24 protein-coding genes and 1 pseudogene are annotated in these 22,412 nt (G+C 71.8%); 13 read left to right on the top strand and 12 right to left on the bottom strand.

Annotated features, from left to right (window positions below; genetic code table 11):
* Nucleotides 1-88: 88 nt before the first annotated feature.
* The 5 genes from DEJ28_RS15870 (at nucleotide 89) to DEJ28_RS15850 (ending at nucleotide 4,652) form a co-directional block, all read left to right on the top strand.
* Nucleotides 89-1,066 (top strand): carbohydrate ABC transporter permease, encoded by a 978-nt coding sequence (locus DEJ28_RS15870; protein ID WP_111115283.1) that lies wholly within the window; start codon nucleotides 89-91, stop codon nucleotides 1,064-1,066.
* On the top strand, nucleotides 1,059-1,976 hold the full coding sequence (locus DEJ28_RS15865) for a carbohydrate ABC transporter permease (protein ID WP_111115282.1): 918 nt from the start codon (nucleotides 1,059-1,061) through the stop codon (nucleotides 1,974-1,976). Before DEJ28_RS15870 ends, DEJ28_RS15865 begins: the two co-directional genes overlap by 8 nt.
* 71 nt (nucleotides 1,977-2,047) lie before the next feature.
* Nucleotides 2,048-3,373 (top strand): alpha-L-fucosidase, encoded by a 1,326-nt coding sequence (locus tag DEJ28_RS15860; RefSeq protein ID WP_111115281.1) that lies wholly within the window; start codon nucleotides 2,048-2,050, stop codon nucleotides 3,371-3,373.
* Nucleotides 3,373-3,693, top strand: coding sequence for an L-rhamnose mutarotase (locus DEJ28_RS15855; protein ID WP_111115280.1), 321 nt, complete (start codon nucleotides 3,373-3,375; stop codon nucleotides 3,691-3,693). Before DEJ28_RS15860 ends, DEJ28_RS15855 begins: the two co-directional genes overlap by 1 nt.
* A complete protein-coding gene (locus DEJ28_RS15850) occupies nucleotides 3,690-4,652 on the top strand; it encodes an aldo/keto reductase (RefSeq protein ID WP_111115279.1) in 963 nt (320 codons plus the stop codon). Before DEJ28_RS15855 ends, DEJ28_RS15850 begins: the two co-directional genes overlap by 4 nt.
* 123 nt (nucleotides 4,653-4,775) lie before the next feature.
* Here DEJ28_RS15850 and DEJ28_RS15845 read toward each other — a convergent pair whose 3' ends face one another.
* The 6 genes from DEJ28_RS15845 to DEJ28_RS15820 all read right to left on the bottom strand — a co-directional run bounded on the left by DEJ28_RS15845 (nucleotide 4,776) and on the right by DEJ28_RS15820 (nucleotide 8,953).
* Nucleotides 4,776-5,054 (bottom strand): GlsB/YeaQ/YmgE family stress response membrane protein, encoded by a 279-nt coding sequence (locus DEJ28_RS15845; protein ID WP_111115278.1) that lies wholly within the window; start codon nucleotides 5,052-5,054, stop codon nucleotides 4,776-4,778.
* A gap of 97 nt (nucleotides 5,055-5,151) precedes the next feature.
* The gene (locus DEJ28_RS15840) at nucleotides 5,152-5,829 is read right to left on the bottom strand and encodes a FadR/GntR family transcriptional regulator (RefSeq protein WP_111115277.1); all 678 of its coding nucleotides are present in this window, start codon (nucleotides 5,827-5,829) and stop codon (nucleotides 5,152-5,154) included.
* A gap of 85 nt (nucleotides 5,830-5,914) precedes the next feature.
* Nucleotides 5,915-6,664 carry an SDR family NAD(P)-dependent oxidoreductase gene (locus DEJ28_RS15835; RefSeq protein ID WP_111115276.1) on the bottom strand — a complete coding sequence of 250 codons (750 nt, stop codon included), beginning with the start codon at nucleotides 6,662-6,664 and terminating at the stop codon, nucleotides 5,915-5,917.
* On the bottom strand, nucleotides 6,664-7,527 hold the full coding sequence (locus DEJ28_RS15830) for a fumarylacetoacetate hydrolase family protein (RefSeq protein WP_111115275.1): 864 nt from the start codon (nucleotides 7,525-7,527) through the stop codon (nucleotides 6,664-6,666). The genes DEJ28_RS15835 and DEJ28_RS15830 overlap by 1 nt, the downstream gene beginning before the upstream one ends.
* Nucleotides 7,528-7,568: 41 nt before the next feature.
* Nucleotides 7,569-8,474: an amidohydrolase family protein gene (locus DEJ28_RS15825; protein WP_220034620.1), complete on the bottom strand. Its 906-nt coding sequence runs from the start codon at nucleotides 8,472-8,474 to the stop codon at nucleotides 7,569-7,571.
* Nucleotides 8,475-8,689: 215 nt separating this feature from the next.
* The gene (locus DEJ28_RS15820) at nucleotides 8,690-8,953 is read right to left on the bottom strand and encodes a glutaredoxin family protein (RefSeq protein ID WP_111115274.1); all 264 of its coding nucleotides are present in this window, start codon (nucleotides 8,951-8,953) and stop codon (nucleotides 8,690-8,692) included.
* Between the two features lie 73 nt (nucleotides 8,954-9,026).
* Between DEJ28_RS15820 and DEJ28_RS15815 the strand changes: the two genes are divergently transcribed.
* The 7 genes from DEJ28_RS15815 (at nucleotide 9,027) to DEJ28_RS15785 (ending at nucleotide 16,370) form a co-directional block, all read left to right on the top strand.
* Nucleotides 9,027-9,980 (top strand): PrsW family glutamic-type intramembrane protease, encoded by a 954-nt coding sequence (locus tag DEJ28_RS15815; RefSeq protein ID WP_111115273.1) that lies wholly within the window; start codon nucleotides 9,027-9,029, stop codon nucleotides 9,978-9,980.
* Between the two features lie 159 nt (nucleotides 9,981-10,139).
* Nucleotides 10,140-11,825, top strand: a complete 1,686-nt coding sequence (locus DEJ28_RS15810) for an adenosylhomocysteinase (RefSeq protein ID WP_111115272.1) — start codon at nucleotides 10,140-10,142, stop codon at nucleotides 11,823-11,825.
* Nucleotides 11,826-11,923: 98 nt separating this feature from the next.
* The gene (locus DEJ28_RS15805) at nucleotides 11,924-13,258 is read left to right on the top strand and encodes an amidohydrolase family protein (protein ID WP_111115358.1); all 1,335 of its coding nucleotides are present in this window, start codon (nucleotides 11,924-11,926) and stop codon (nucleotides 13,256-13,258) included.
* A complete protein-coding gene (locus tag DEJ28_RS15800) occupies nucleotides 13,255-13,752 on the top strand; it encodes a cupin domain-containing protein (RefSeq protein WP_258368020.1) in 498 nt (165 codons plus the stop codon). Before DEJ28_RS15805 ends, DEJ28_RS15800 begins: the two co-directional genes overlap by 4 nt.
* A gap of 149 nt (nucleotides 13,753-13,901) precedes the next feature.
* Nucleotides 13,902-14,720, top strand: coding sequence for an ABC transporter substrate-binding protein (locus tag DEJ28_RS15795; RefSeq protein WP_111115271.1), 819 nt, complete (start codon nucleotides 13,902-13,904; stop codon nucleotides 14,718-14,720).
* A 4-nt stretch (nucleotides 14,721-14,724) separates the two neighbouring features.
* A complete protein-coding gene (locus DEJ28_RS15790) occupies nucleotides 14,725-15,603 on the top strand; it encodes an amino acid ABC transporter permease (RefSeq protein WP_111115270.1) in 879 nt (292 codons plus the stop codon).
* 5 nt (nucleotides 15,604-15,608) lie between these two features.
* A complete protein-coding gene (locus tag DEJ28_RS15785) occupies nucleotides 15,609-16,370 on the top strand; it encodes an amino acid ABC transporter ATP-binding protein (protein WP_258368029.1) in 762 nt (253 codons plus the stop codon).
* 9 nt (nucleotides 16,371-16,379) lie between these two features.
* Here DEJ28_RS15785 and DEJ28_RS15780 read toward each other — a convergent pair whose 3' ends face one another.
* Nucleotides 16,380-17,822 carry an MFS transporter gene (locus DEJ28_RS15780; protein WP_111115268.1) on the bottom strand — a complete coding sequence of 481 codons (1,443 nt, stop codon included), beginning with the start codon at nucleotides 17,820-17,822 and terminating at the stop codon, nucleotides 16,380-16,382.
* Nucleotides 17,823-17,899: 77 nt separating this feature from the next.
* Between DEJ28_RS15780 and DEJ28_RS15775 the strand changes: the two genes are divergently transcribed.
* Complete coding sequence (locus DEJ28_RS15775) at nucleotides 17,900-18,526, top strand: TetR/AcrR family transcriptional regulator (protein ID WP_181433682.1); 627 nt, start codon at nucleotides 17,900-17,902, stop codon at nucleotides 18,524-18,526.
* A gap of 24 nt (nucleotides 18,527-18,550) precedes the next feature.
* Here the strand turns inward: DEJ28_RS15775 and DEJ28_RS15770 are convergent, their stop codons facing one another.
* The 5 genes and pseudogenes from DEJ28_RS15770 to DEJ28_RS15745 all read right to left on the bottom strand — a co-directional run bounded on the left by DEJ28_RS15770 (nucleotide 18,551) and on the right by DEJ28_RS15745 (nucleotide 22,404).
* Nucleotides 18,551-19,516: an NAD(P)H-quinone oxidoreductase gene (locus DEJ28_RS15770; protein WP_111115266.1), complete on the bottom strand. Its 966-nt coding sequence runs from the start codon at nucleotides 19,514-19,516 to the stop codon at nucleotides 18,551-18,553.
* Between the two features lie 88 nt (nucleotides 19,517-19,604).
* On the bottom strand, nucleotides 19,605-20,483 hold the full coding sequence (locus DEJ28_RS15765) for an aldo/keto reductase (protein ID WP_111115265.1): 879 nt from the start codon (nucleotides 20,481-20,483) through the stop codon (nucleotides 19,605-19,607).
* A gap of 33 nt (nucleotides 20,484-20,516) precedes the next feature.
* Nucleotides 20,517-21,005, bottom strand: coding sequence for an FAD-dependent monooxygenase (locus DEJ28_RS18080; RefSeq protein ID WP_502866934.1), 489 nt, complete (start codon nucleotides 21,003-21,005; stop codon nucleotides 20,517-20,519).
* A 155-nt stretch (nucleotides 21,006-21,160) separates the two neighbouring features.
* A pseudogene (locus DEJ28_RS15750) lies at nucleotides 21,161-21,796 on the bottom strand (FAD-dependent monooxygenase); the annotation flags it as partial.
* A gap of 137 nt (nucleotides 21,797-21,933) precedes the next feature.
* Nucleotides 21,934-22,404, bottom strand: a complete 471-nt coding sequence (locus DEJ28_RS15745) for a DUF6264 family protein (protein ID WP_111115264.1) — start codon at nucleotides 22,402-22,404, stop codon at nucleotides 21,934-21,936.
* Between the last annotated feature and the right edge of the window lie 8 nt (nucleotides 22,405-22,412).

Below are 22,412 nucleotides of genomic sequence, written 5' to 3'. Positions count from 1 at the left end.
GGACTGGAGGCGCGGGTCGACCCCGCCCCGCGCCTCCCGTCCGTCTCCACCCCACCCAGGACCGCGCGAACGACGAGGAGGTCGTCGCATGACCACCATCCAGGACCCACCGGCCGAAGCGGCCGTCCCCGCGGTCGCCACCGCGATCGCGGTCGGAGCCGCCACCCCGCGGCGGAAGGGCGGCGAGGACACGAGCGCGCTCGGGCGCCGCTCCTGGTGGGGGGCTGCGTTCGCGGCACCGCACTCGATCGGACTCGTCGTCTTCACGGCGTTCCCGATCATCGCGTCGCTCGTCGTCAGCTTCATGAACTGGCCCATGCTCGGCGAGCGCAGCTGGGCCGGCATCGAGAACTACGCCCGACTGTTCGCCGACCCGGTCTTCCGCACGGTCGCGCTGAACACGGCACTGTTCGTGGTGCTGTACGTGCCGCTGAACCTCGTCGTGTCGCTCGGGCTCGCCGCCTGGCTGACACCGCGGATCGCCGGTCGACACGTCTTCCGCGTCCTGTTCTTCATCCCGACCATCACACCGATCGTCGCGAACGTCGTCGTGTGGCGGATGCTGTACCAACCCGGTGGGGCGATCGACGCGTCGCTGCAGTCCACCGTCGGCGTGCACGCGCCGAACTTCCTCGCCGACGAGCACTGGGCGATGTTCGCCATCGTCGCGATGAGCGTGTGGCAGGGCTTCGGCTACAACATGCTGATCTTCTCGGCGGCACTCGACGCCGTGCCGGAGAACCAGATCGAGGCCTCGCAGCTCGACGGCGCGAACGCCTGGCAGACCTTCTGGGCCATCAAGTTCCCGCTCATCTCGCCGTCGGTGTTCTTCGCGACGATGATGACGCTGATCACCTCGTTCCAGGTGTTCGTGCAACCGTTCGTCCTGACGAAGGGCGGGCCGGGCACCGCGACGGAGACCCTCGTGCAGTACATCTACAACACCGGCTTCCAGAACCAGCAGCTCGGTCTGGCCTCGGCCGGCGCCTGGGTGCTGTTCGTCATCATCCTCGGGATCACGGCCGTCCAGTTCCTCGGGCAGAAGCGGTGGGTGCACTATGAGTGAAGCGGTCCGCGGGCACGTCGGTGCCACCACGTCGAACCGGACGGTCAACCCCCGCGCCGTCGCCAGGACGAAGTCCGCGCCACGACCGGGGCGGGTCCGGCACGCGATCGGGTACGCCCTGCTCTGCCTCGTCACGCTCCTGTTCGTCTCGCCGCTCATCTACATGGTCGCGACGAGCCTCAAGCCCGCCGATCAGGTGTTCACCACCCCGCCGACGCTCTGGGGTCGCTCGCTCGAGTGGGACAACTACGTGCAGGCGTTCACCTACCTGCCGTTCGCGCGGTTCATCCTGAACGGGGTGTTCGTCGCGGCGGTCGGGACGGCGATCAACGTCGCCGTGGCCGTGCTCTCCGGCTACGCGTTCTCGCGCTTGCGCTGGCGCGGCCGGAACACGGTGTTCCTGCTGTTCCTCGTCACCCTGATGATCCCGCAGGACGTCCTCGTCATCCCGATGTACGTGATGATGCAGGGCTTCGGCTGGGTCGACACCTTCCAGGCGCTCATCATCCCGTGGGCCTTCACCGCGCTCGGCGCCTTCCTCGTCCGGCAGTTCTTCCTGACCGTGCCGCAGGAGCTCGACGACGCGGCCCGCGTGGACGGTGCCGGAGCGATCCGGACGTTCTTCTCGGTGATGCTCCCGCTCGCCCGGCCGACCATGGCCGTGCTCGCGGTGTTCTCGTTCATCTCGTACTGGAACTCGTTCCTCTGGCCGCTCGTCGTCGTGAACGACGTCGAGGCCCACGGCACCATCCCGCTCGGCCTGCAGCAGTTCTTCGGCCAGCAGGGCTCCGAGTGGAACCTCGTGATGGCGGCCTCGGTGATCTCGATGCTGCCGACCGTGATCCTGCTCGTCCTGCTCCAGAAGCACCTCGTCAAGGGCATCGTCACCTCCGGCCTCGGCGGCCGCTGACGCCCCGCCTTCCCCTTCGTCCGTCCCCTTCGTCCGTCCCCTTCGTCCGTCCTGAAAGGAACACTGGCCTCATGACCATCACCGCACCTGCAGAGCCGCAGACCGAGACCGACGCCACCGGCCTGCCCGCGTGGTTCAGCCACGACCGGTTCGGCATGTTCATCCACTGGGGGCTCTACGCCCTGCCGGCACGGCACGAGTGGGTGAAGAACCGCGAGCGGATCACCGACGCCGACTACCAGAAGTACTTCGACCACTTCGACCCGGACCTGTTCGACGCCGCCGACTGGGCACGCCGAGCCCGCGAGGCCGGGATGAAGTACGTCGTGCTCACGACGAAGCACCACGAGGGCTTCGCGCTCTGGGACAGCGCGCTGACGGACTACAAGGCCACGAACACCCGGTTCGGCCGGGACATCGTGCGCGAGTTCGTCGACGCCGTCCGCGCCGAGGGCCTGCGCGTCGGGTTCTACCACTCGCTCATCGACTGGCACCATCCGGACTTCACCATCGACGGGGTGCACCCGCGACGCGACGACTCCCCGGAGGAGATCGCCCGGCTCAACGAGGGCCGGGACATGGCCCGCTACCGCGACTACCTGCACGGACAGGTGACGGAGCTGCTGACCGACTACGGCCGGATCGACTACCTCTTCTACGACTTCTCGTACCGGGACAACGACCACGAGGACATCTGGGGCGGCAAGGGCCGCGACGAATGGGGTTCCGAGGAGCTCATGGCGCTGACGAAGCGCCTGCAGCCCGGCATCATCGTCAACGACCGGCTCGACATCCCCGGCGACCTCGTCACCCCGGAGCAGTACCAGCCGGACAAGCCGATGGAGGTCGACGGTGTCCGTGTGCCGTGGGAGGCCTGCCAGACCCTCAACGGCTCGTGGGGCTACGACCGCGACAACCTCAACGTGAAGAGCGTCGACCTGCTCGTCCGGATGCTCGTCGACGGGGTCTCGAACAACGGCAACATGCTCCTCAACGTCGGGCCGACGGGTCGCGGGGAGTTCGACGGGGTCGCACGGACGGCGCTCGCCGGGGTGGGCTCGTGGATGCACCAGCACGCGCGGTCCGTCTACGGCGCCGGGCCGTCGTCGTTCCGGGCGCCGGCCGGCACCGTGTACACGCAGGCCGGGAACCGCCTGTACCTGCACCTCTTCACGTGGCCCTTCGAGCACGTGCACCTCCCCGGCCTCGCCGGGAAGGTCGAGTACGCGCAGCTCCTCAACGACGCGTCGGAGATCCACCACCGCGAGATCCCGGAGGGCACCCGCGCGCAGAACACCGGACTCGGCGGACAGCCGGCCGGCACGCTGACGCTCACCCTGCCGATCGTCCGACCCGACGTCGCGGTGCCGGTGGTCGAGCTCTTCCTGCGCGACTGATGCAGCGGATCCTCTCGAGGACACGGTTGCGGGCGGGCCAGGAGGCCGCCTACGCGGACGCGCACGCCGCGATCCCGCCCGCACTCGTCGAGCGGCTCCGTGCCGCCGGGGTCGCCAACTGGAGCATCTGGCGGGACGGGCAGGACCTGGTCCACCTCATCGAGGTCGAGGACTACCGTGCGATGCGCCGGTCGCTCGCCGGCGACCCGGTGAACGCCGCCTGGCAGGACGTCATCAACCCGTTGCTCGAGGCGGACGACGACTACTCGGGCAACGACGACGGCATCCCGCTCGTCTGGACACTGGAAGGACAGGCATGACCGACCCCGACCTCCCCCTCGACGCCGGGCCGTTCTGGCTCGGCGGCGCCGGGATCGGCAACCTGCTGCACCCGGTGTCCGACGAGGACGCCCGGGCCACCGTCGACGCAGCGTGGGACGTCGGGGTGCGCGGGTTCGACACCGCGCCGCACTACGGCCTCGGACTGTCCGAACGGCGACTGGGTCAGGCGCTCGCCGACCGGCCCCGCGACGAGTACCTCGTCTCGACGAAGGTCGGTCGGTTGCTCGTGCCCGGCCGCGGCGACGGCGACGACCTGGAGTCCGGCGGGTTCGCCGTGCCGGACGACCTCGTGCGGCAGTGGGACCCGTCCCCGTCGGGTGTCCGGCGATCGCTCGACGAATCGCTCGACCGGCTCGGCCTCGACCACGTCGACATCGCGTACCTGCACGACCCGGACGTGTACTCCCTGACCGACGGGCTCACCCAGGCGCTCCCCACGCTCGCCGAGCTGCGGGACGAGGGCGTGGTCCGGGCGGTCGGCGTCGGGTCGAACTCCGTCGAGGCCCTGTCCGCCGCGGTCGACACCGGGTTGTGCGACGTCGTCATGCTCGCCGGCAGGTACACGCTCTTCGAGCAGCCGGCGGCGTCGCTCGTCGCACGGTGCGAGGGCCTCGGGGTCGCCGTCGTGGCGGTCGGCGTCTACAACTCCGGGCTGCTCGGGCTCGACCGGCCCGCCGCGGGGGCGCAGTACGACTACGCCGAGGCCCCGGCCGACCGCATCGAACGGGCGAACGCCATCGCCGACGTCTGCGAGCGCCACGGTGTGACACTGCCCGAGGCCGCGCTGGCGTTCCCGCGCCGCGCCGCCGCCGTGCGGACGATCGCCCTCGGGGCGCAGTCCGCCGACCAGGTGCGCTCGAACGCCGAGCGTGCCGCGGCGGTCGTGCCCGACGCGCTCTGGGACGACCTGCGCGCGGCCGGGCTGCTCGGCGACTGACCGGGCGGGCGCCCGGGCGCCCGGGGGGCCGGCGGGTGCGGGCGGGGCCCCGCACAACGAAAGTCACCCCGAGCCGCGCGTTCGCGCGGCTCGGGGTGACTTCGGTTGTGCGGTGGTGCAGGGTCAGCGCGTGGCGCCGCGGCGGCCGGTGACCCGCAGGTAGATGAACAGCACGATGATCGCGCCGATGATCGAACCGATGATGCCGGCCGGCTGGAAGAAGCCGTCCATCGGGTCGTGCTGGAAGATCAGGAAGCCGAGGAAGCCCCCGACGAACGAGCCGATGATCCCGAGCAGGATCGTCATCGGGATCGAGATGTGCTGCTTGCCGGGCATGACGAGCCGTGCGACGGCGCCGGCGATGAGTCCGATGATGATGAGGCTGATGATGAGACCGAGCACGGTTTCCTCCTTGTGGGTGCGGTTGCCGCGGCATGGTTTGCCGGAGTCAGGGCCGACGACCGACTGAACACGGTCACCCCTCAGTGCGCACTCAGGTTCAGTCCAGCGAGCGGCGGAGCCAGCGCTCCACGCCCTCGACGTGCGACACGACGAGGGCCTGCACGAGCTGCGGATCCCGGCGACGGATGGCGTCCACGATCGCCGCGTGCTCGTCGAGGGTGCGCTGCACGGAGCCGTTCTGCGTGAGGCCGCGCCACACCCGCACCCGCACGGTCTTGCTCGACAGGGCGTCCAGCAGGCCGGACAGGTACTGGTTGCCGCCGATCCCCGCGATGGTGGAGTGGAACAGCAGGTCGTGGGCGACGAGGTCCTCGACGCCGGTGTCCTCGCCGACCGAGGCCATCAGGGTCGCCAGGTCGTCGATCTGCTGCTCGGACGCCCGGGCCGTCGCGAGGACGGCGGAGGCGGGCTCGAGGATGCGCCGGACCTCGAGCAGGTCCACGAGCGAGCGGTCGTGGTGCATGTCGACGACGAACGACACCGCTTCGAGCAGCACCCCCGGCTCGAGGGAGGTCACGTACGTGCCGTCGCCGCGCCGGACGTCGAGCACGCGGATGAGCTCGAGGGCCTTCACCGCTTCGCGCAGGCTGTTCCGGGACAGCCCGAGGGACTCGCTGAGCTCCTTCTCGGGCGGGAGGCGCTGACCGGGCTGGAGCTCGCCGCTCACGATCATCTGCTGGATGCGCGCGATCGCGTCGTCGGTCAACGAAGCCACGTCACCACCTCCTGCTCAGCCCACGCACGCCGGCGCGAGCCGACAGGTCGACGATAGTCGTGCCTCCAGGCCCGGTCCGGCACCATCAGGCGGGCCGGAGCCGGAGTGCCTGCATCCCGCCGTCGACCGCGAGGTCGACGCCCGTCGTCGACCGCGCGAGGGGACTCGTCAGGTACGCGACGGCCTCGGCGACCTCCTCCGGTGCCACGAGCCGGCCGTGCGGTTGCCGTGCTTCGAGCGCTGCGCGTTCGGCGGCCGGGTCCGGAGCCGCTTCGAGCAGGCGACCCACCCACGGGGTGTCGGCGGTGCCCGGGTTGACAGCGTTGACGCGGATGCCCTCGCGGAGGTGGTCGGCGGCCATCGCGCGGGTGAGCGCCGCGATGGCGCCCTTCGTCGCCGAGTACAGCGCCCGCTGCGGGAGGCCGGCGGTCGCTGCGATCGAGCAGGTGTTGACGATGCTCGCGTTGCCGGAGACGCGGAGGTGGGGGAGTGCAGCACGGGACAGCCGGACGGTGCCGAGCACGTTCACCTCGTACACGCGGCGCCACTCGTCGTCGGGGTTGTCCTCGACCGTGCCCTGTGCGCCGATGCCGGCGTTGTTGACGAGCACCTCGAGTCCGCCGAGTTGGTCGACGGCGCTCGCGACGGCCGCGCGGACGGAGTCGTCGTCGCCGACGTCGCAGGTCACCGAGACGACGCCCTCGGCGGTCGACGGCTGCAGGTCGAGCACGGCGACCGTGGCCCCGCGGTCCTGCAGTGCGGTGACGATCGCTGCACCGATGCCGGATGCGCCACCGGTGACGATCGCGCGCACGCCGTCGTGTGACCCGGTCATCACGCCGCTCCGACCGTCTGCCGCTGCGAGCCGAGGCCCTCGGCGGTGAGCTCGACCACGTCGCCGGGCTGTAGGTACGGGGCGTTGCCCGCGAGCGCGACGCCGGCCGGGGTACCCGTGCTGATGACGTCGCCCGGGTACAGCACCATGAACTGCGACAGGTACCGGACGATCTCGGCGGGACGGAAGATCATGTCCGCGGTCGTGCCGTCCTGACGGACCTCGCTGTTGACGGTGAGCCGCAGGGGGATCGCGGTCGGGTCGATGCCGGCGTCGTCCAACGACGCGGGCGTCACGAGCCACGGTCCGAGTGGGTTGAAGGTCTCGCAGGACTTGCCCTTGTCCCACTGCCCGCCGCGCTCGAGCTGGAACTCCCGCTCGGACACGTCGTTGGCGATGGCGTAGCCGGCGATGTGCGTCGCGGCCTCGTCCTCTGACTCGCAGTAGCGGGCGGTCGTGCCGATCACGACGGCGAGCTCGATCTCCCAGTCGGTCTTCGTGCTGCCTCGGGGGACCAGGACCTCGTCGTCGGGGCCGATCACCGTCATCGGGTCCTTCATGAACACGATCGGTTCGGTCGGGATGTCCGCGCCGGTCTCGGCAGCGTGGTCGCGGTAGTTGAGGCCGATGCAGACGACCTTGCCGGGGCGGGCGACGGGAGCACCGCGGCGGAGCGAGTCGGCGTCCGGCATGGACCGCAGGTCGCCGGCGCTGCGGGCGTGCTGCACGCGGCCGACGGGGTCGGACGCCAGGAACGAGCCCGAGACGTCGTTCGTGATCGGGCGGAGGTCGAGGACCTCGCCGTCGGTGTCGATGGCCACGGGGATCTCGCGTCCCGCCGGGCCGAGTCGTGCGAACCGCATCGTTCCTCGCTCTCCTGCTGCGCCAGTGCAGCGGAAACATCCTATGTCTGCCGCTGGCTCCGGGCAAGGTACACACGCTCAGCGGTCCCGCGGAACACGGCGTCCCGTTCGTGCTCGCTGAGGTCGGCGAGGGCGGAGGTCGTCACCGCGAGGACCTCGGCGTAGTCGGTGGCCAGGGTCGACACCGGCCAGTCCGAGCCGAACACCGTGCGGTCCGGGCCGAAGGTCTCGACGACCTCGCGGGCGTAGCGGGCGACGGGGCGGTCGCGCCAGTGGTCGCCGGCCTCGGTGAGGAGGCCGGAGACCTTGCACACGACGTTCGGGCGGGCGGCGAACTCCCGCATCCGGGCGCGCCAGGCGTCGGCGGCGCCGTCGGTTGCGGTGGTTGCAATGGCTGGGGTGGTCGGGCAGGCTGCGCTGGTCGCGCCGGCTGCGCTGGCTGCGCTGGCCGCGATCGCCGGCTTGCCCGCGTGGTCCAGCACGAAGGACGCCTCGGGGACGGCATCGACGAGCGCGAGGGCGGCAGCGTGCTCCCGCTCCCGCACGAGCAGGTCGAACACGAGCCCGGCGGCGGCCACGGCTCGGATGCCCCGGGTGACGTCGGGACGTGCCAGCCAGTCCGGGTCGGGCTCGTCCTGCGCCTGGTGCCGGATGCCCACGAGGCGCGGATGGCCGATCGCGCCGAGTCGCTCGGTCACGTCGGGCGCGGTGAGGTCGACCCAGCCCACGACTCCCGCGACCGGTTCGGGCTGCTCGAAGAGCCAGGCCGTCTCACCGGGATCGTGCACGGCCTGCACGACGATGGTCCGCGTGACGTCGGTGTCGCGCGTGACCGTACGGAGGTCGTCCACGTCGAACCGGCGGCGGATCGGGGCGACGGAGTCGTCCATCCAGGGGTACGGCCGGTCGGCGGGGTCCCAGAGGTGGTGGTGAGCGTCGATGATCACGCCGCCATCATGCCCGATTCATCCGATGTCCGGTCGCGCGGGGTCGCGCGGTGGTGTCCCGGCGGTGTTCCGGTGTGGCGGCAGCGGCGTTCCGACCCATCGCGCATGCAATAGGAAGCGGAATCGCGCATGGGAGGTCGAAACTTCCTGCTCCCTACGCGCGATTCGGCCCCCTACGCGCGGAACAGCCCCACACCCAGCCCCGCGCCACGGGCTCAGACGAGCGCGGACGCCTCGAGCTCCGAGCGCAGCTCGGCGTCGGACGGCTCCACGAAGTGCTTGCCGTTCGGCAGCACCACGACGGGGATGTTCTTCCGCCCGCTGATCGCCTCGGCACGGTCGGCGGCGGACAGGTCGGCCTCGACGTCCACGTACTCGTAGTCCACGCCGAGCGTGTCGAGCAGCGCCTTGGAACGTCGGCAGTCGCGGCACCAGTCAGCGCCGAACATCGTCACCTTGTCGAACGTCTCGTCAGTCATGTTGCTCGGAACACCAGGACGGTCCGCGCCATTCCCGTGACCACTCGTGCACGGGTCGGAGCACCATGTCCCCATGAGCCTGCCTGCCGACGTCAGCGTCGCCCATCCGCACCATCGCCACGGCTGGTGGTGGAAGACCCTCGTCGTCGGGTTCGTGCTGTGGGTCGTCACCATCGTCGTGACGATCTCGACGAGCAACACGAACCTCGTGCCGACGATCATCCTGCTCGGCAGCTTCCTCGTGCCGTTCACCGTCGTGCTGTTCGTGATCGAGCGGGTGACGGGCTCGGTGAGCACCATGCAGTTGATCGTGGCGTTCTTCGTCGGCGGCATCCTCGGGGTGCTCGGGGCGTCGCTCCTCGAGGCCGATCTGCAGTCCGGTGCCGCGGTGTACGTCGTGGTCGGGTTCGTCGAGGAGTTCGTGAAGGGCGTGCTCCTCGTCGTCGTCGGCTGGCGTGTGCGGCCGAAGACGGCGCGGCAGGGGGCGCTCCTCGGTGCGACGGTCGGCGCGGGGTTCGCCGCGTTCGAGTCCGCCGGGTACGCCTTCAACGCGGCGATCACGAGTCGCGGCATCGACCTGGCGTCGCTGCTGCAGACGGAGGTGGTCCGGGCGATCCTGTCGCCGGTCGGGCACGTGCTGTGGACGGCGATCCTCGGGGCGGTGCTCTTCGGCGCCTCGCACGGTCGGGCCCGGTTCCGGTGGTCCTGGGCGGCGGTCGTTGCCTACGTGGTGGTGTCGGTGCTCCACGGGTTGTGGGACTCGAACTCGACGATCTCGACCCTCCTGGCGTTCGTCGTGACGGGGACGCCGTTCTCCGCCCTCCGGAACGGTTACGTCCCCGCGTCGCTCGCGGGGGTCGCCACGACGCTGTACGTGATCGGCCTGTTGATCGTGTCGGCCATCGGGGTCGTCATCCTGGTGGCGGTGCTCGTCCGAGCGCGGAAGCGGGCCGCTGTCGGAGGGCCGGGCAGCGTCGACGGGGACCCGGCCTGGGAGGCGACCCCGGCACCGCACCCGCTCGCGTGATGCTGCACGTTCTGACCCACACCGGGTGCAATGGGAAGCGGAATCGCGCATAGGGGGTCAGAAGAACTGACCTCCTACGAGCGGAACGACCTCCTACGAGCGGATTGACCTCCTACGAGCGGAACGACCTCCTACGAACGGCCGCCCTACGATTGACCCATGCCGCCCGGACCCGACCCCGAGACGCGCGCCTGGGCCTCGGCGGCCGTGCGTCGCTTCGCGGCCGCCACGAACCTGCTCGTCGCCGCCCGCCGGTTCCGCATCGTCGGCGGTGACGCCCGCGACGTCGCTGCGCTGCACGGCCTGCTGACCGGCCTCGGTGCCCGGCCGTCGGCCGACCACGAACCGGTCGACCAACTCTGGTGCCTGGGGCACCCGGACGAGACGACCGCGGTCGTCGAACGCGAGGCCGACCGCCCCCGCGGCGCCACCCTGGTCGTCGTGGACGCCGGTCGGCACCTGCCCGCCGTCGACGAGGACGCCTTCGGCCCGGTCGCGGCCGTCCGCCCCGGCGTGCTCGGTGTGCCGGCGCTCTCCGACGACGTCTTCCTCGTCTCCACCGGCCGCGAACCGGAGGACGACCCGGCCGCCGACGCACGGCTCCGCTGGGCGCGGCGTTCGATGCCGGTCTCCCGTGCGGTCGCGGCGGAACTCCGCGACGGCGGGCTCCTGCGGGGCACCCGGATCGGCGTCGCGATGTTCCTCGAGCCGAAGACCGCGGTGCTGAGTCTGCTCCTCCGCGACGCCGGCGCCGAGGTCGTCGTCTACGCCCACGCCGACGAGACGGACGACGCGGTCGCGGACGCGCTCCGGCGAGCGGGGCTGACCGTGCACGCGAGCAGCACGGCGACGACCGCCGAGCAGCTGCAGCTCGCCCTCGCGATGCTCGACACCCGGCCGCACGTCCTGCTCGACGACGGCTCCCACCTCATCCGGCTCGCGCACCAGGAGCGCCCCGACCTGCTGCCGACGATGCTCGGCGCGGCGGAGGAGACGACGAGCGGCCTCCGGCCCCTCCGGGTGATGGCGTCCCGCGGGGAGCTCGGGATCCCCGTGGTCGCGGTGAACGACGCCCGCACGAAGACGTTCTTCGACAACCGGTACGGCACCGGGCAGTCGACGGTGTTCGCGGTGCTCGACCTGGTCGACGGGCTCGCGTCCGACACGCACCGGGTCCGGCCGGGAGGCGCGGCGGTCGTCGCCGGGTTCGGGCACGTCGGCGAGGGGGTCGCCCTGGTGCTCGCCGCGCTCGGCTTCCGGGTGACGGTCGCCGAGACGGACCCCGTCCGCGCGCTGCAGGCGCTGTTCGCCGGGTACGCGGTCGCTCCGCTCGTCGACGCCGTGCGCGGTGCCGACCTGGTGATGAGTGCGACCGGCGTCGCCGACACGATCGACCTCCAGGCGTTGCGAGCCTGTGCGGACGGAGCGGTCGTCGCCGTCGCCGGCGGGGTCGACCAGGAGGTCGCGGTCGACGCGGCGCTCGCCGCGGGCGCCGTCCGGACGACGGTCGGCGGGAAGACCGAGCGCTTCACGTGGCCCGACGGCCACGACGTGCTCGTGCTCGACGGCGGCGGGTGCATCAACATCACCGCCGCCGAGGGCAACCCGATCGAGATCATGGACCTGTCCTTCGCCGCGCAGCTCGGTGCTGTCCGGATGCTCGTCGAGCGCGGCGACGAGCTCGACCGCGCCGTCGTGCCGATCGACCCCGCGGTGGACGAGGCGACCGCCCGCGTGGCGCTCGCCGCGTTCGGGAGTCGACCCGCGCCTCCCGGCCCGCTCGCCGAACACCCTGCGGATCGCGAGCCGGACGTCCGCACCCGCCGTTTCGGGGACCTGTCGTGACCGGCACGCAGCCGGCCGCGCACCGGGCGGCGCACCCGGCCGCCGCCACCGCACACGCCGGGCGGACCACCGTGCACTCGGCGCGGATCGTCCTGCCGATGACCGCGCCGCCGATCGCCGACGGTGCCGTCGCGGTGCAGGACGGCCGGATCCTGCACGTCGGCGACCGGTCCTGGGTCGTCGACCAGCTCACGAGCGCCGGCACGGCCTTCACCGAACGGCGCTGGCAGGGTGCGCTCCTGCCCGGGCTCGTCAACGCGCACTCGCATCTGCAGTACACCGGCATGGCCAGTGTCGGGCAACGCCAGTACAGCGGGTTCGAGGACTGGGCGACCGCGTTCAACCGGGTGTACGCCGAGCCGCACGACTGGCATGCCGAGGCGGGCGCCGGTGCGGAGCAGTCGATCCTCGCGGGCGTCACGAGCATCGCCGACGTCGTCACGGACCTCGAAGCGTCGACCGCGCTCGAGACGTCCGGTCTCGGCGGCATCGCGTACTGGGAGGTCATGGACTGGGAGAACGAGGCGTGGCAGACCCACGGCCGTGACCAGGTCCTCGCCGAACTCGAACGCATCCCGACCACCCCCGGCGCCGGACTCTCCCCGCACGCGCCGTACTCGCTCGACGTCGCACCACTGCTCGAGCTGCCCGACATCGTGCGGCAGCGCGGACTCCGACTGCACCTGCACCTCGGCGAGGCGGCGTTCGAGGGCGAGCGGATCGCGCTCGGCCCCGTGCCCGGGCTCGAGGGGGTCGACGGCGTCGGCCACGGCACCGACTGGCACCTGGCGAACGCCCCCTCGTTCCGGGCGATGCGCGCGCTCGGGTTCGGCGCGAGCGCGACCGCGTTCGTCGACCGGCTCGGTGTGCTCGGACCCGACTGCCACATCGCCCACGGCGTGTACATGACCGCGGCCGACCGGGCGCTGCTCCGGGCCCGCGGGACCGCCGTCGCGCTCTGCCCCCGGTCGAACGCCGTCATCGGGCTCGACCCGCCGCCGGTCGCCGACTACCTCCGCGAGGGCAGCCCGATCGCGATCGGCACCGACTCGCTGTCGTCGTCGCCGTCCCTCGACCTGATGGCCGACGTCACCGCGCTGCACCGGATCGCCCGGTCCCAGGGCTACGGCCACCGGGACCTGCACGAACGGCTCCTCGCGGCGGCGACCCTCGGCGGTGCGCACGCGATGGGGCTCGCCGTCGGGCCGGACCGGATCGGGCACCTCGCCGTCGGGGCACGCGCCGACCTGGCGGTGTTCGACGTCGACGCCCGCACGGTGTCCGACGCGATGGCCGAACTCGTCGAGGACGGTGCCGGCCGCGCGGTCGCCACGGTCATCCGCGGGGTCGTCCGGGCGTCGTCCGGCACGATCACGGACGCGCACGCATCCCGCACCACCCCCGAACCCCGCCTCACCCAGGAGGAACGATGACCGAGACCGCACCCCGACCCGGCATGGCCGCACGACGCACCGTGGCCGGCGAGCTCATCGAGTGGCTGGACGTCCCGAAGCGCGCCGTGGCCCTCGGCATGGAGCCGCACCCCGAGGGCGGCTGGTACGTCCGGACGTGGACCTCGCCCGCGACGGTGTCGACGCCCGCGGGGGACCGTCCGGCCGCGACGCTCATCCACTTCCTGCTGCCCCCGGGCGAGGCCTCGGCGTGGCACCGGGTGACGAGCGACGAGATCTGGATGTGGCACGGTCCGGACGCCGTCGACCTGCAGCTCGGCGGCGACGGGGACCAGCCGGAGCCCGGCGCGACGATCACGCTCGGTCCCGATGCCGGACGCGACCGGGTGAACGACGCGCAGGCGTTCGTCCGCGGCGGCGTGTGGCAGCGGACGATCCCCGGCGACGGTGAGGTCCTGCTGAGCTGCCTGGTCTCGCCGGGCTTCTCGTTCGAGGACTTCTCGCTGGCGGACTGACGGCGCGGCCCCGACGTCGCGGCCCTGACAGCGCGGCCCGACGGCGCGGCCCCGACGGCGCGGAGTCGCACGCCGACATCCGTTTCGCGCTGGTATCCCAGTGCGACGTACACTTCGTCCTGCCCTGACCCCCTCACGAAGGCCCGACCGTGACCCGTTCCCTCCGTCTCACCCTCGCCGTCGCCACCGCCGCGGTCGCCGCGCTCGGCCTGTCCGCCTGCGCCGCCGGCAGCAGCAGCGGTGACGGCACCGTCACCGACGGCAAGCTCACGATCGCCACGGGTCAGCCCGCGTACTCGCCCTGGATCGAGGACAACAAGCCGCAGTCCGGCAAGGGCTTCGAGTCCGCCGTGGCCTACGCGGTCGCGAAGGAGATGGGCTACAGCAAGTCCGACGTCGTCTGGAAGCGCAGCACCTTCGACAGTGCGATCGCCCCGGGCCCGAAGGACTGGGACCTCAACGTGCAGCAGTTCTCGATCGACGCCAAGCGCAAGAAGGCCGTCGACATGTCGACGGCGTACTACACGACCACGCAGGCGGTCGTGACGACGGAGCAGTCGAAGGCCGCCGACCACGCCACGATCGCCGCGCTCAAGCAGGACGCCATCGGGGTCGCCACGGGTTCCACGAGCATCGCGTCCGTGAAGAGCGTGCTCGGCGTCACCCCGCAGGTCTTCAACTCCAACGACGACGCCGTGCTCGCCCTGAAGTCGGGCCAGATCGACGCGATCGTCACCGACCTGCCGACGGCGTTCTACATGGCGTCGTCCCAGGTCGACGACGGCACCGTGTCGGCGCAGTTCCCGGCGGACGGCAAGGGCGACCAGTTCGGGTTCGTGCTGCCGAAGGGCTCCGAGCTCACGAGCAAGGTCGACAAGGCCCTCGCCGCGCTCCGGAAGGACGGCACGCTCGAGGACATCCAGACGAAGTGGCTCTCCTCGGAGACCGGCGCCCCGGTCCTGAAGTAGCCGCGTGACCCTGCCAGCAGGCGCCGGCACCCCGGTGGCCGCACCCGCTCCGAGCCAGGTCGAGCTGGAGCGTCGGCTGTACCGTCGGCAGCGCGGACGCCGGTCGATCGTGGTGTCGGTCGCGTCGACCCTCGTGGTCGTCGCGATCGTCTACTTCGGTGTCGTGAACACGCCGGGCTGGGCTGCGGTCCAGCAGTCGTTCTTCGACCCGCAGACCGCGATCGACAGCTTCCCGGACATCCTGGCCGGCCTGTGGCTGAACGTCCGGATCCTGTTCTTCAGTGCCATCGGTGTCGCCGTGTTCGGCACGCTCCTCGCGGTGGTGCGGGGCTTGCGGAACCCGGTGTTCTTCCCGCTGCGGATGCTCGCGACCGGGTACACCGACCTGTTCCGCGGCCTGCCGCTCATCATCGTGCTGTACCTGGTCGGCTACGGGATCCCCGGGCTCGGGGTCTTCCCGCGCCTGCCCGCCGAGGTCTGGGGCACCATCGCGATCGTCCTGACCTACTCGTCGTACATCGCCGAGGTCCTCCGCGCCGGAATGGAGGCCGTGCACCCCTCGCAGCGCCTCGCCGCCCGGTCGCTCGGGCTCTCGCACGTCGCGACCCTGCGTCTCGTGGTGCTGCCGCAGGCGATCCGCAAGGTGACCCCGGCGCTCATGAACGACTTCGTGTCGATGCAGAAGGACGTCGGCCTGGTGTCGATCCTCGGCGCCGTGGACGCCGTGCGGTCGGCCCAGATCGCCCAGGCGGAGTCCTACAACTTCACCCCGTACTTCGTCGCCGGGCTGCTGTTCGTGGTGATCAGCCTGCCGCTGATCCGCGTCACCGACGCGATCGCCAGGCGGCAGCAGCGGCGCGAGCAGATCGGAGGGACCGTGTGACCGGCCTGGAGGAACGGATCACGCCCGACACGTCGGCCGCGGTCCTCGAGCTGCGCGGCCTCCGCAAGGCGTTCGGCGAGCACGAGGTGCTGCGCGGGATCGACCTGACCGTGCACCGTCACGAGGTCATCTGCGTCATCGGGGCGTCCGGCTCGGGGAAGTCGACGCTGCTCAAGACGGTGAACCTCCTGGAGGGCATCGACGACGGCGAGATCCTGCTGCAGGGCACGGACATCGCCGACCCGCGGATCGACGTCGACGCCACGCGGGCCCGGATCGGCGTGGTGTTCCAGCAGTTCAACCTGTTCCCGCACATGAGCGTGCTCGACAACGTGACCCTGGCGTCCCGGCGGGTGCACGGCATCGGCAAGGCCGAGGCCGAGGAGACCGCCCGCCGGCTGCTCGACCGGATCGGCCTGGCGGACTTCGCCGGGGCCTACCCGGACCGGCTCTCCGGCGGGCAGCAGCAGCGCGTCGCCATCGTGCGGGCGATCGCGTCCGACCCCGAGCTGCTCCTGCTCGACGAGGTGACGAGCGCCCTCGACCCGCAGCTCGTCGGCGAGGTGCTCGACCTCGTCACCGAGCTGAAGCGGCAGGGCTCCACGATCCTGATGACCACGCACGAGATGCACTTCGCGCGGAACGTGGCCGACCGGATCGTGTTCCTGCACCAGGGCGAGGTCGTCGAGCAGGGTTCGCCCGCCGAGGTCCTCGACGCTCCGGGTCACCCGGCGCTGGTCGAGTTCCTGGCCCGCGTCCACGCCTGACCCGGCCGACTACGCGACGGGGGCCGGCGCGACGGGCGTGACCTGCGCCTCCAGGCCGTCGACGGTGACCACGTCGGCGACGGGTGCCGCACGTCCTGCGGGGAGGAACGCGGCGGCGATCGCGCTGATCGCCACCACGGCCGCTCCGACCATCACCGCGGGCTGGGCCGCGCCGACGTAGCCGGTCGGCGTGAGCTCGCCGCCGTTGCCCGTGAAGACCGCGGTGAGGACGGCGATGCCGAGCGCGACCCCGATCTCGCGGACGGTCGAGTTCGCTCCGGAGGCCTTGGCGTGGTCCTGCTGCGGCATCCGGGCGAGCACCGCCGTCGAGATCGGCCCGAACACGGCGCCCATCCCGATCCCCGCGAGCAGGAAGCCCGGCAGCAGCGTCGTGAAGGTGACGTCGGCCGACATCGTGCTGGCGATCCAGAACAGGCCGGCGGACAGGAACACCATGCCGCCGGTGATGAGCGCCCGTGTCCCGACCCGCGGCGCGATGATGCCGGCGAGCGGTGCGACGACCATCGGCGCGAGGGTCCACGGCATGGTCCAGACGCCGGCCTCGAGGGGCGAGCGACCCTGCACGACCTGCAGGAACTGGATGAGGATGAACACGGCGCCGAACGCCCCGAACGAGAATGTCATCGCGACGACGTTGGCGAGCGCGAAGCTCCGGTCGCGGAAGAAGCGCAGCGGCAGGAGCGGTGCCGTGGTGCGTGCCTGCCAGAGGACGAACGCGACGAGCAGCACCCCGCCGCCGACCAGGCCCGCGAGGACCTCGCCGCTCGTCCAGCCGGCGTCGTTGCCACGGACCACGCCGAAGACGACCCCGAGGACGCCGAGTCCGGCGAGCAGGACCCCGACCACGTCGGCACGGACCCGGGCACCCCGGGTGTTCGGCAGGGCGTACAGGGCGAGCGGGATCGCGACGATGCCGACGGGGACGTTGAGCCAGAAGATCGCCTCCCAGCTCCAGCTCTCGACGACGGCGCCGCCGATGAGCGGGCCGAGCGCGACGCCGAGGCCGGAGATGCCGCCCCAGACGCCGATGCCGACCGTGCGGAGCCGGTCGGGCACGCTACCGACGAGCAGGGTGAGCGAGAGCGGCATGATCGCGGCCGCCCCGGCACCCTCGACCGCACGCCACACGATGAGGGCCGTCGGGTCGGTGCTCAGCGCGGCGAAGGCCGACGAGACGGTGAACACGGCGATGCCGGCGACGAAGAGGTGCCGGCGGCCGAGCCGGTCGCCGAGTCCGACGGCCAGGAGCATGAGTGCGGCGAACGCGAGCGTGTAGGCGTTCGTGATCCACTGCAGCTCCTCGACCGAGGCGCCGAGGTCGGCGTGCACGGCCGGCAGGGCGCTCGTCACGACGAGGTTGTCGAGGGTGGCCATGAACATCGGGAGGGACGCGGCTGCGATGGCGAGCCAGACGGGGATGCGTCGTTCCATGGTGGGAGTCCGTTCTTTGTAATCCGATGATTACTGTCGAGACTGGACTGTAGTAATCGACTGATAACATGTCAACCATGACTTCCGAGACCGGACGAGCGGCGGCGGCCACCGCGACCCGCATGCCCGCCGCGCAACGACGCGCGATGATCCTCGACGCGGCCCGTGGGCTCTTCGGCCGCCAGGGCTACAACGGCACGACCACGGACCAGATCGCCGCGGCAGCAGGCATCAGCCAGCCCTACGTCGTGCGGATGTTCGGCACGAAGGAAGCCCTGTTCCTCGAGGTGTTCCGCGGCACGCTGTCGACGCTGCTCGACGCGTGGCGGGAGACCCTCGCGCACCTCGGCCCCGACGACGTCGTCGCGCGGGTGATCGGCGAGCAGTTCATCGACCTCGCCGCCGAGCGCGGGCTCCACACGATGCTCCTGCAGGGCTTCGTCTCCGGCGCGGACCCGGCGATCGGTGCGGCGGCCCGCACCGGGTTCCTCGAGATCTACCGGTTCCTCCGCGACGAAGCGCGGATCCCGGACGAGCAGGTCCAGGGCTTCCTCGGCAGCGGGATGATCTTCGCCGTCATGCTGGCGATCGACATGCCGTCCCGCTTCGACGAGGACCCGGACGCCGCGGCCCTGCTCCGCGCCACCTTCGGCCCGAAGTGCAGTCAGGTGCTCGACCTGCTGCGGGCGGTGCCGGGCGCCTAGCCCCCGCGCCCGGCCTCCTCGCGCCTAGGGCGTCAGCAGCACCTTGCCGACGACCTCGCCGTCGCGGACCCGGCGGTGCGCCTCGGGGGCCTGGTCGAGCGGCAGGACGGAGTCGATGACCGGACGGATCCGGCCGTCGGCGACGAACGGCCAGACGTTGTAGCGCACGGCCTCGACGATCGCGGCCTTCTCGGCGACCGGGCGTGCCCGCAGCGTCGTCGCACTGATCGTCGCCCGCTTCCGCATCATCACGCCGAAGTCGAGCTCACCCGTCCGGCCACTGCCGGAGGCGATGACCGCGACGTGCCCGTTCGTCGCGAGGACCTCGAGGTTCCGGCCGAGGTACTCCGGCCCGACCACGTCGAGCACCACGTCCACACCCCGGCCGCCCGTGAACTCGAGCGTCCGGGCGACGAAGTCCTCGCTGCGGTGGTCGATCACCAGGTCGGCACCGAGGTCGCGCGACGCCTGCACCTTGCGCGCTCCACCGGACGTCGCGATCACCGTCGCCCCGAGCGCCTTCGCCCAGAGGACCGCGTGCGAGCCCATCCCGCCGGTGCCGCCGTGCACCAGGAGCGTCTGGCCCGGACGGAGCCCGGCGAGCATGCCGACGTTCGAGTACACCGTGCAGGCCGCCTCCGGCAGGCCGGCCGCCTCGACGAGGTCGACGCCCTCCGGCACCGGCAGGACCTGGGACGCCGGTGCGACCACGAGCGACGCGTAGCCCCCGCCGGACAGCAGCGCGCAGACGCGGTCGCCCACCGCGAACCCGTGCACGTCGGACCCGAGCGCGCGGACGGTGCCGGACACCTCGAGCCCGAGCACCTCGGATGCGCCGGGCGGCTGCGGGTAGTTGCCGGCGACCTGCTGCAGGTCCGCGTTGTTCACACCGGCGGCGGCGACCTCGATGAGCACCTCGCCGCTCGACGGCACCGGGTCCGGGAGCTCGCCGACGTCGAGGGAACCGTGGTCCGGGGTGATCGCGCGCATGCCCTCGACCGTACGCGACGTGGCCGACGCGAGCCGACAGACGGATCCCGCCCCGTGCCTCCAGGCCGGGAGGCGCGGGGCGCGTCGGTCAGACGGCCGCCGGCTGCGACGCGTCCAGTCGGGCGACGTCCTCCGGACGCAGCCTGATGGTGGCGGCCGTCACCGAGTCGAGGATCGACTGCGGACGGGACGCGCCGGGGATCGGCACGACCACGTCGCTCTTCTGCAGCTCCCACGCCAGCGCGATCACCTGCGGACTGACCCCGCGGTCACGAGCGATGTAGGCGAAGTCCTCGTACGCGGTGCCGAGGGCCGCCGCGTTCGCGATGCCGCCGAGGGGGCTCCACGGCAGGAACGCGATGCCGAGCTCGTCGCAGAGCGCGAGTTCGGGCTCGCTCGACCGGAACTTCGGCGAGTACTGGTTCTGCACCGACGCCAGGCGCCCGTCGAGCACCTCGTTCGCCGTGCGGATCTGGTCGGGGTCGGCGTTCGAGATGCCGGCCATCCGGATGACACCCTCGTCGAGGAGCTCACCGAGTGCGCCGACCGAGTCCGCGTAGGGCACGTCCGGGTCCGGTCGGTGGAACTGGTACAGCCCGATCTGCTCGACGCCGAGACGCTTCGCCGATGCCTTCGCGGCCTCCTTGAGGTACTCCGGGCGTCCGTTCTTCGCCCAGGCGCCGGCTTCGGGCCGGAGGTGTCCGCCCTTCGTCGCGATGAGGACCTCGGACGTGTCGCCGTGGTACTCCCGCACCGCCTTCGCGATGAGTGATTCGTTGTGTCCCACCTCGTCGTGGGCGGCCAGGTGGTACGCGTCGGCGGTGTCGATGAGGGTGACCCCGGCCTCGAGTGCGGCGTGGATCGTGGCGATCGACTGCCGTTCGTCCGGGCGTCCCTCGATGGACATGGGCATCCCGCCCAGTCCGATGGCACTGACCGACACGTCTCCGATGACTCGTTGCTTCATGGGCCCAGCATGCGCCGGGACGAGCCGTCACGCTCAGGGAGCGTGGTCGCGGCCCGTGCCGCCCTCCCGCCGCGCCCACGCCGGCGCGTGCTCGGGGAGCGGGCCGAACGCGATGCCCCTGGCGTAGACACCCCGCACCGGCGGCACCCACCGAGCGAGCAGCACCGGCAGCTTCGGCGGTCCGGACTGCAGCGCACCGGTGAAGGCCCGTTCGAACACCACCCGGTGCAGCATCGCCTGTGCCGCCTGGACGATCACCGCCGGCACCGAGCGGCGCCGCTGGACCGCGGCGAGCGCGCCGTCGAGTCCGGCTCCGCGCAGTCCGCGCCGGAGTGCGGGCACCAGGATCGCCGCCGTCGCCACGGCGTCCTGCACCGCCAGGTTGATGCCGACCCCGCCTGCCGGGGACATCGCGTGCGCGGCGTCCCCGATGCAGAGCAGCCCCGGTCGCCACCACCGGCCGAGCCGGTCCATCCGCACGTCGAGCACGTGCACGTCGTCCATCGACCCGATCGTGTCCACGCGGTCCGCGAAGTCCGGACGGAGCCGGGCGACGCGGGCGCGGAACGTCCGACGCCCTCCGCCCGGAGTGCGTCGTCGGAGCCCTTCGGCGCGAAGTACGCGACCTGGTGGTAGTCCGGCCGCGGGAAGCTCAGCATCACGTCGGTGCCGGAGAACGCCGGCACGAGGGCGGTCGCGGCGTCGCCGGGTGCACGGGGGAGCCGGAACCACCACGTGTCGAACGGCACCGGGAACGAGCGGGGTCGGAGCCGGGCGGCGCTCCGCAGGACCGAGTCGCGGCCGTCGCAGGCGATGACGAGGTCGGCGCGGAGCTCCTCGTGCTCGCCGTCGGGGTCGCGGTACGGCCGCAGGTGCACGCCCGTGACGACGCCGTTCTCCTCGATCGTGCCGGTGGCCGCGAGGCCCATCGAGATCGTGAACGACGGCTCCTCGTGGGCGGCGGTGACGAGCATGTCGAGCAGGTCCCACTGCGGCACCATCGCGACGTGGTCGTACGGCGGGCGGAGGCGTGAGAAGTCGCCGAGCAGCGCCCGGGAGCCGTCCGGTATCGGCAGCGAGAAGTCGTCGAGCCGCGACTGCGGCAGCGCTCGGAACCGATCGCCGAGCCCGAGTTCGTCGAGCAGTCGGATCGTGGAGGCGTGCACCGTGTCGCCGCGGAAGTCGCGGTTGAAGTCGTCGTGCTTCTCGACCACCCGCACCGCGATGCCGGCCCGGGCCAGCAGCAGGCCGAGGACCACCCCCGCGGGGCCGCCGCCGACCACCGCGACGCTCGTCCGCGAGACCGTCACCATGCCCTGGACGCTACCCCGATGCGGACTGGAGGCACGGTGCGGGCCCGACCCGCGCCTCCAGGCCGCCGTCCGGTCGCGTCCACCGCCGCGCATGCGACCCAGGCGATGTCGTTCCGAGCCGGATGCGCCCGCTCACGTCAGGCGGTGCTGCCGACGGAGCTGGACGTCGTCCCCGCGTCGGTGGCTCCCGCGAAGACGATCCCGCCCCACGTGATGCAGGCGATCGCGAGCACGAAGCCGATCGCGGCGATCCACCACGAGCTCCGCCGACGGATCCAGGCGCCGACCGCGAGGACGACCGTCGCGACGCCGATCACGAACGCACCGCTGACCGCGATCGCCGCGCCGCCGAAGTACGCCCCCGGGGAGCAGCCGGTGGACGCGTCGCACGTGGCCGTGGCGGAGATCACCGCGATGATGCCGACGATCGCGGTGACGACCGTCATCACGGTGCCGAACGCCAGCAGGAGCACGGTGGAGATGCGGTCGGCGAGCTTCGCTGCCGGGAACAGCGTGGTGCCGCCCTGCTCCCACGCGGCACGCTGCGCGTCCGAGCTGCCAGAGGGGGAGGACTGCGGCGGTCCGCCGGGGACGTTCGACCAGGTCATGGGACCGT

Source organism: Curtobacterium sp. MCPF17_002, assembly GCF_003234115.2.
Lineage (GTDB): Bacteria > Actinomycetota > Actinomycetes > Actinomycetales > Microbacteriaceae > Curtobacterium.
Note: the sequence above shows the minus strand (reverse complement) of the source record. Positions and strands in the feature narration are given on the sequence as shown.

Excerpts from the sequence above, each read along its gene's own strand:
- DEJ28_RS15835 (WP_111115276.1), bottom strand. The coding sequence starts at position 6,664 with ATGACCGGGTCACACGACGGCGTGCGCGCGATCGTCACCGGTGGCGCA.
- DEJ28_RS15860 (WP_111115281.1), top strand. The coding sequence starts at position 2,048 with ATGACCATCACCGCACCTGCAGAGCCGCAGACCGAGACCGACGCCACC.
- DEJ28_RS15870 (WP_111115283.1), top strand. The coding sequence starts at position 89 with ATGACCACCATCCAGGACCCACCGGCCGAAGCGGCCGTCCCCGCGGTC.
- DEJ28_RS15770 (WP_111115266.1), bottom strand. The coding sequence starts at position 19,516 with ATGCGCGCGATCACCCCGGACCACGGTTCCCTCGACGTCGGCGAGCTC.
- DEJ28_RS15800 (WP_258368020.1), top strand. The coding sequence starts at position 13,255 with ATGACCGAGACCGCACCCCGACCCGGCATGGCCGCACGACGCACCGTG.
- DEJ28_RS15815 (WP_111115273.1), top strand. The coding sequence starts at position 9,027 with ATGAGCCTGCCTGCCGACGTCAGCGTCGCCCATCCGCACCATCGCCAC.
- DEJ28_RS15855 (WP_111115280.1), top strand. The coding sequence starts at position 3,373 with ATGCAGCGGATCCTCTCGAGGACACGGTTGCGGGCGGGCCAGGAGGCC.
- DEJ28_RS15810 (WP_111115272.1), top strand. The coding sequence starts at position 10,140 with ATGCCGCCCGGACCCGACCCCGAGACGCGCGCCTGGGCCTCGGCGGCC.
- DEJ28_RS15830 (WP_111115275.1), bottom strand. The coding sequence starts at position 7,527 with ATGCGGTTCGCACGACTCGGCCCGGCGGGACGCGAGATCCCCGTGGCC.
- DEJ28_RS15820 (WP_111115274.1), bottom strand. The coding sequence starts at position 8,953 with ATGACTGACGAGACGTTCGACAAGGTGACGATGTTCGGCGCTGACTGG.
- DEJ28_RS15805 (WP_111115358.1), top strand. The coding sequence starts at position 11,924 with ATGACCGCGCCGCCGATCGCCGACGGTGCCGTCGCGGTGCAGGACGGC.
- DEJ28_RS15775 (WP_181433682.1), top strand. The coding sequence starts at position 17,900 with ATGACTTCCGAGACCGGACGAGCGGCGGCGGCCACCGCGACCCGCATG.
- DEJ28_RS15765 (WP_111115265.1), bottom strand. The coding sequence starts at position 20,483 with ATGAAGCAACGAGTCATCGGAGACGTGTCGGTCAGTGCCATCGGACTG.
- DEJ28_RS15745 (WP_111115264.1), bottom strand. The coding sequence starts at position 22,404 with ATGACCTGGTCGAACGTCCCCGGCGGACCGCCGCAGTCCTCCCCCTCT.
- DEJ28_RS15865 (WP_111115282.1), top strand. The coding sequence starts at position 1,059 with ATGAGTGAAGCGGTCCGCGGGCACGTCGGTGCCACCACGTCGAACCGG.
- DEJ28_RS15850 (WP_111115279.1), top strand. The coding sequence starts at position 3,690 with ATGACCGACCCCGACCTCCCCCTCGACGCCGGGCCGTTCTGGCTCGGC.
- DEJ28_RS15780 (WP_111115268.1), bottom strand. The coding sequence starts at position 17,822 with ATGGAACGACGCATCCCCGTCTGGCTCGCCATCGCAGCCGCGTCCCTC.